We start from the raw sequence: 5,833 nt of genomic DNA, 5'->3' as shown, positions 1-5,833 counted from the left end.
TAGGTGATCTGCTGGGCGATCTGGTCATGCTGGTCTTCCTCTTCGGCACCCGTGGCCAGGACCTGCTCGGCCGCGGCACCAACCCGGTGCGGTACAAGGCTCATACCAATCCCGGTCCGGCCGTGCTTATCGGGGCCATCCTGCTAATTATGCTGGCCAGCAGCATCGAGACGGGCTTCACCTGGGTGGTCAACCAGGGATCCCAGGCCTTGGGGCTGGTCTACCATTCCACCACTTCCCAGATCGCTGCGGGCCAGCACGGGTTCCTGTCGCCCTTGGATACGGCTATCCTGGTCCCTGTTGTCGAGGAGTTTTTGCTGCGCGGCGTGGTCATGGGCAGGCTCAGACCCTACGGGCGAATCTTTGCCATCGTCACCTCCTCCTTTATCTTCGCCTGCCTGCACGGGGACATCACCCAGAGTCTATTCACCTTCTTGCTGGGCCTGGTTCTGGGTTTCATCGCCATGGAATACTCCATCCTCTGGTCCATGGCTCTGCATATCTTCAACAACCTGGTCCTTGCTGACGCCATGATGTGGCTGACCCAGACGGTGCCGGCCCGCACCGGCACGATGATCAACCAGGGTATGACCCTTCTGGGCCTGGTTGGCGGACTGGTCGTCCTCTGGCTGATTCGGGGACAGCTGGCAGACTACCTGCGCGCCAATCGCTCACGCCCCGGAACCTATAAGGGCTGGATCTCCCTCGGGCTGGCTGTCCTGGTGGTCCTGGCCGTGGTCAATGCAGCCCAGCGCTTCTCTCTGGCTTGACAGTGCAGTTGTCCACATCCTCCACCAGGCGAACCCTTGATGACTGATTCCCGCTATGCTGGATGCAGGGATGCAGATACATCCGCATGAAAGGAAGCAAGGACAGACCGTATGACATCAGCACTGACACCACTGGATCAGACCCGTTTGGAGGGCCTGCGCACCGCCTTCGATGAGCGCGAGGCCAACCACGTCGCCATGAACGCCGTCACTCAGGTAGGCATTGACGAAGTGGCCCACAACTATAATCGCTCACGCTTGCTCCAGCACAGATTTTCGGTCAGCATCGACAATGGCACGGTCACCTCGCAGGCGCACTCCGGCCGTTGCTGGCTCTTCAGCTCGCTGAATGTAGCCCGATTCGTGGCCCGCAAGGCTTTGAACATTGATGGCGAAAGCACCGCCAACCCCATGGGCGACTTCGAGCTGTCCCAGAACTATGCCATGTACTACGACAAGCTTGAGCGCGTCAACTACTTCCTGCGTGACGTGGCGGCTCTGGTGCGCGTCGGCGAGCCCGTGGACTCCCAGCTTATGCGCTTCCTGATGGGCGATGTGATGGGAGATGGCGGTCAGTGGATCATGGCCATGAACATCTATAAGAAGTACGGCGCAGTGCCCAAGCAGTACTATCCCGAGACCGCCTCCTCCCAGAACACCAGCCAGATGAACGATCAGCTGCGTCGTCTGCTTCACCAGGCCACGGCTCACATGGTGGCCAACCCGGACGGCATCGACGAGATCATCGACCGGACCCTGGAGGCCGGTCACCGTATTCTGACCATTCACCTGGGCACTCCGCCCACCAGCTTCGACTGGGAGTGGACCGACAAGGACGGCGTCTTCCACCGTGATGGGCGGATCACCCCGCAGGAGTTCTGGAAGCGCTACGTGAATGCCGGGCTTGAGGACTATGTCTGCCTGGTCGACGATCCACGCCCCGAGCATCCCAAGGGCCGCAAGATCGGCATCGAGCACCTGGGCAACGTGGCTGGCGGCGATCCCACCGAGTATCTGAACGTTCCTGTAGAGGTCATGAAGGACTGCGCCCGTCGTCTGATGAGCGAGCAGGGCCTGCCAGTCTGGTTCGGCGCCGACTGCCATCCCATGATGGACCGCAAGGCCGGTCAGTGGGCCACCGACCTGTTCGAGTACGGCCGGGTCTACGGAGTGGACTTCGACATGGACAAGGAGCAGCGGGTACGCTTCGGCGACTCGGCCCAGAACCACGCCATGGCATTCGTGGGCGTGGACGTGGCCGATGACGGCCGGACCACCAACCGCTGGCGGGTGGAGAACTCCTGGGGCGCTGACATTGCCAACAAGGGTTACTTCACCATGAGCGACGACTGGTTCAGCGAGTATGTCTACGAGGTGGCTGTGCCCAAGTCCATGCTATCTGACGGGTATCGTCAGGCTTTTGATCAGGAGGCCATCATGCTGCCCGTCTGGGATCCCATGGGTGCCTTGGCCTGAGCAGCAGCACTAAATTCATCCACTTTTATCCATCAAACTGTTCGTTCCCGTGGTCTATATGGATCGCGGGAACGGACTGTCCGCATTGGCCCGGATGCGGGCGGTCATGAGGAATTTGGGCAGGATCGTCGCAGTACGACAGAGAGGAGAGCGACCGTGGCATTCGTCAAGGAACCGGATATCATCCCGGAAGAGGAGCGGCAGTATTTTGCCGATACGGCCGTCTTTCCCGAGACAGTGGATGTCAACATTCGTCAGTTGGATCCAATCCCGGCCCCCAGGGTCTTTCTGCGCTCGCGGCCCCTGGATTCGAAGCGTATGGAGCTGGTCCGGGATTCCCGCCAGGCCATCCGGGACGTTCTGCATGGTCGGGACGACCGGCTGCTGGTCATCACCGGTCCCTGCTCCATCCACGACCCGGAAGCTGCTCTGGAGTACGCCCGTCGGCTGTCGGCAGTCAATGAGCGGTTGAAGGATCGGCTGCTGATTGTCATGCGGGTCTACTTCGAGAAGCCTCGGACTACGGTCGGCTGGAAGGGGCTGATCAACGACCCCGACCTGGATGGAACATTCAACATCCGCAAGGGGATTCGCCTGGCCCGCCAGGTGCTCTGGCAGGTTCTGGGTCAGGGGATTCCGGCGGCCACAGAGTGGCTGGACCCCATCACCCCGCAGTATCTTTCCGACGCGGTCAGCTGGGGGGCCGTCGGTGCTCGGAACACGGAGAGCCAGGTTCACAGGGAGCTGGCCAGCGGCATGTCCATGCCCATGGGCTTCAAGAACTCGACCGAGGGAAGTGTAGAGGCTGCGGTCGATTCCTGTCTGGCTGCGGCATCCGAACATCACTTCCTGTCCATCAACCTGGACGGCCATGTCATCGCTGCCGAGACCAGAGGCAACCCCGACTGCCACATAATTCTTCGTGGTTCCAGTCATGGCCCCAATTACGATGCGGAATCCGTCCGGTCCGCCCTGGAGGTCATGCATCAAGCACCGCTGGGCCCTGGTGCCTGCCGCGGTCTGATTGTGGACGCAGCTCATGGCAACTGCGGTAAGGACCCCGTGCGTGAGGCCCTGGTGGTCGAGGAGCTGGCAGACCGTCTCGCCAAGGGTGAGCAGGGCTTGTCGGGCATCATGATGGAGAGTTTTCTTGAGGGTGGTCACCAGAAACCGGCTCCGCTAAATCAGCTGGTTTTCGGCCGGTCTGTCACCGATGCCTGCATCTCCTGGGACAGGACCGAGGAACTGTTGCAGATCCTGGCCGATGCTGTGCAAGTCCGTCGGGAAAGGATGAAGGCATGAGTGGGATGAAGGATGAGCCACAGGAGCCTCTGCACCGACCCAGCAAGGCCTACGAGGTTGAACTGGTGCACAAGGCGCTGGCGGCCGGCGTCAACCCATTGCAGTCGGGGAACCTACCCAGGTGGGAGGACGAGGTAGGCATAGGTCGGATCGTCAACAGGCGAGTCTTTGAGCTTGATCGCCTGCCTTCGCCCGCGCAGATGCTGACCCGATACCCCTTGGATGGACCGGCCAAGGACCTGGTCATCCGCTCTCGGCAGGAGATTGTGGACTGTCTGCATGGGCGGGACGACCGGTTGCTGGTCATTGTGGGTCCTTGTTCCATCCACGACCCGGATGCCGCGCTGGACTATGCTCGTCGTCTGTCGGCAGTCAATGAGCGGTTGAAGGATCGGCTGCTAATTGTCATGCGGGTCTACTTCGAGAAGCCACGGACTACGGTCGGCTGGAAGGGGCTAATCAACGACCCCGACCTGGATGGCAGCCACAACATTCAGAAGGGCTTGGTCCTGGCACGGCGTATCCTGCTGGGTGTGCTGGAGACCGGGCTTCCGGCGGCCACGGAATTTCTTGAGCCCACATCGCCCCAGTACATTTCTGACGCGGTCAGCTGGGGGGCCATCGGTGCTCGGAACACGGAGAGCCAGGTTCACAGGGAGCTGGCCAGTGGCATGTCGATGCCCATCGGCTTTAAGAACGCTACGGACGGCAGCGTGGACGTGGCCATCGACTCCTGCTTTGCGGCCTCTCAGCGTCATACCTTCTTCGGGATAGATCACGAGGGTCAGGCCGCAGCCGTCGCGACCATGGGCAACCCCGACTGCCATCTGGTCCTTCGCGGTTCCAAGTCCGGCCCCAACTACGATCAGGACTCGGTGCGGGCGGCCCTTGCCGTGCTGCGCCAGCGCATGCCCAAGGATAGCGCGGCTGCCCACGGGCTGCTCATCGATGCCTCCCATGGCAATTCTGGCAAGGATGAGCGGCGCCAGATCCAGGTTGTCCATGAGTTGGCCCAGCGGATAGGCGACGGCGAGGAGGGCTTTACCGGGCTGATGATGGAGAGTTTCATACGTGGAGGCAATCAGAAGCCGGCCCCGCTGGACCAACTGGTCTACGGGTGCTCGATCACTGACCGCTGCATCTCTTGGCCTGATACTCAAGATCTGCTGGAAGAGTTGGCGGGGGCAGTGGACCGTCGTCGCAGCACGGCTCGTTGACTTACAGCCTGCAGTAGGCTGGTCGGGCCGCGGTCGCGGGTGAAATCATGGATAAGGAGTCAGGCATGAGCGAAACGGATGGTTCCCTGGAGGGCGAAGATCGACGGCCGGTTGCCGTCATAGGAGCCATGGATGAGGAGGTGGCCCTGATTGGCCGAGGCCTGGAGCAGGTCGATCAGGATCCCCATGCCGGTGATGCCGGTCTGAAGGTTATATGCGGCACCCTTGATGGGTCGCACGGCCCTGTTCGGTTGGCTGCCACCGTGGGTGGCATGGGCACTGTCAATATTGCCGCCACCACGCAATATCTGATCGATGCCCTCCATCCCAAGGTTGTCATCTTCTCCGGCATTGCCGGCAACCTGAACAAGGACCTGCACATCAATGACGTGGTCCTTGGAGGTACCCTGCGCTATCTGGATACCGACATGCGATTGGTGGCCCAATCGGCCCCCGGCATGGAGGAGTTCCACTCGGACCCTCACCTGTTGGATCTGGCTGATCGGGCCTTGGATGCCATGGGGATCAAGCACATCGTCGGCACCATTGCAACCGGCAACTACTTTGTGGACAGCCCGGAGAAGATCGCACAGGTCAAGGAGCAGACTGGGGCCGATGCGGTCGAGATGGAGGGTGCGGCCGTCTGTCACGTGGCGGCCCGCAACAAGGTTCCGGCTCTGGTCATCCGCGCTCTGAGCGACAACGCCGACACCGACTACGAGGTTTTCCGGGAGTTTGACATATCCAAATATGCCGACACAGCTGCCAAATTGGTGCTGGGCATCGTACGCGAGCTCTGAGTGCAGATCAACAGGAGCGCTTGGCCGAGTGGCATGGTGGTGCCTATAGGCCCGCGTTCTGGTGGGCTGTACCCGTTAAGGTTCGGGTGCCGTGAATCTGCGCCCGTTATGCGGCCCGCAAAAATGGTAGAAGCCGAGCTTGTCGTGTATATGGACTTGACGGCTGCGGCCGACCTGTGTACTATTGCCATTTGCATACCAAAGACCGTTGGTCGGGACCCTTGGGTCTCCTAAGTTCGGTTGATCGAGCCAGCACAGGTTGAGTTTC

General features: G+C 60.9%; 5 protein-coding genes. All 5 read left to right on the top strand.

What is annotated here, in order from left to right:
- Window positions 1-770, top strand: a 770-nt coding sequence (locus tag AC0AP0_RS07910; protein ID WP_490430069.1) for a CPBP family intramembrane glutamic endopeptidase, incomplete at its 5' end; no start/stop codon positions are given.
- 111 nt (window positions 771-881) lie between these two features.
- Window positions 882-2,246 carry a C1 family peptidase gene (locus AC0AP0_RS07905; RefSeq protein ID WP_490430068.1) on the top strand — a complete coding sequence of 455 codons (1,365 nt, stop codon included), beginning with the start codon at window positions 882-884 and terminating at the stop codon, window positions 2,244-2,246.
- 156 nt (window positions 2,247-2,402) lie between these two features.
- Window positions 2,403-3,548, top strand: coding sequence for a 3-deoxy-7-phosphoheptulonate synthase (locus AC0AP0_RS07900; RefSeq protein WP_490430067.1), 1,146 nt, complete (start codon window positions 2,403-2,405; stop codon window positions 3,546-3,548).
- Window positions 3,545-4,765, top strand: a complete 1,221-nt coding sequence (locus AC0AP0_RS07895) for a 3-deoxy-7-phosphoheptulonate synthase (RefSeq protein ID WP_490430066.1) — start codon at window positions 3,545-3,547, stop codon at window positions 4,763-4,765. Before AC0AP0_RS07900 ends, AC0AP0_RS07895 begins: the two co-directional genes overlap by 4 nt.
- Window positions 4,766-4,830: 65 nt before the next feature.
- A complete protein-coding gene (gene mtnN, locus AC0AP0_RS07890) occupies window positions 4,831-5,565 on the top strand; it encodes a 5'-methylthioadenosine/S-adenosylhomocysteine nucleosidase (RefSeq protein ID WP_490430065.1) in 735 nt (244 codons plus the stop codon).
- Window positions 5,566-5,833: the final 268 nt, after the last annotated feature.

The organism is Bifidobacterium sp. POST2/T3 (B1) (assembly GCF_058197115.1).
The sequence above is the reverse complement of the archived record's forward strand: the minus strand, read 5'-3'. Positions and strand labels throughout refer to the sequence as shown.

Bases quoted from the DNA above. Each gene is read 5' to 3' on its own strand.
- AC0AP0_RS07895 (WP_490430066.1), top strand. From the start codon at position 3,545: ATGAGTGGGATGAAGGATGAGCCACAGGAGCCTCTGCACCGACCCAGC.
- AC0AP0_RS07905 (WP_490430068.1), top strand. From the start codon at position 882: ATGACATCAGCACTGACACCACTGGATCAGACCCGTTTGGAGGGCCTG.
- mtnN (WP_490430065.1), top strand. From the start codon at position 4,831: ATGAGCGAAACGGATGGTTCCCTGGAGGGCGAAGATCGACGGCCGGTT.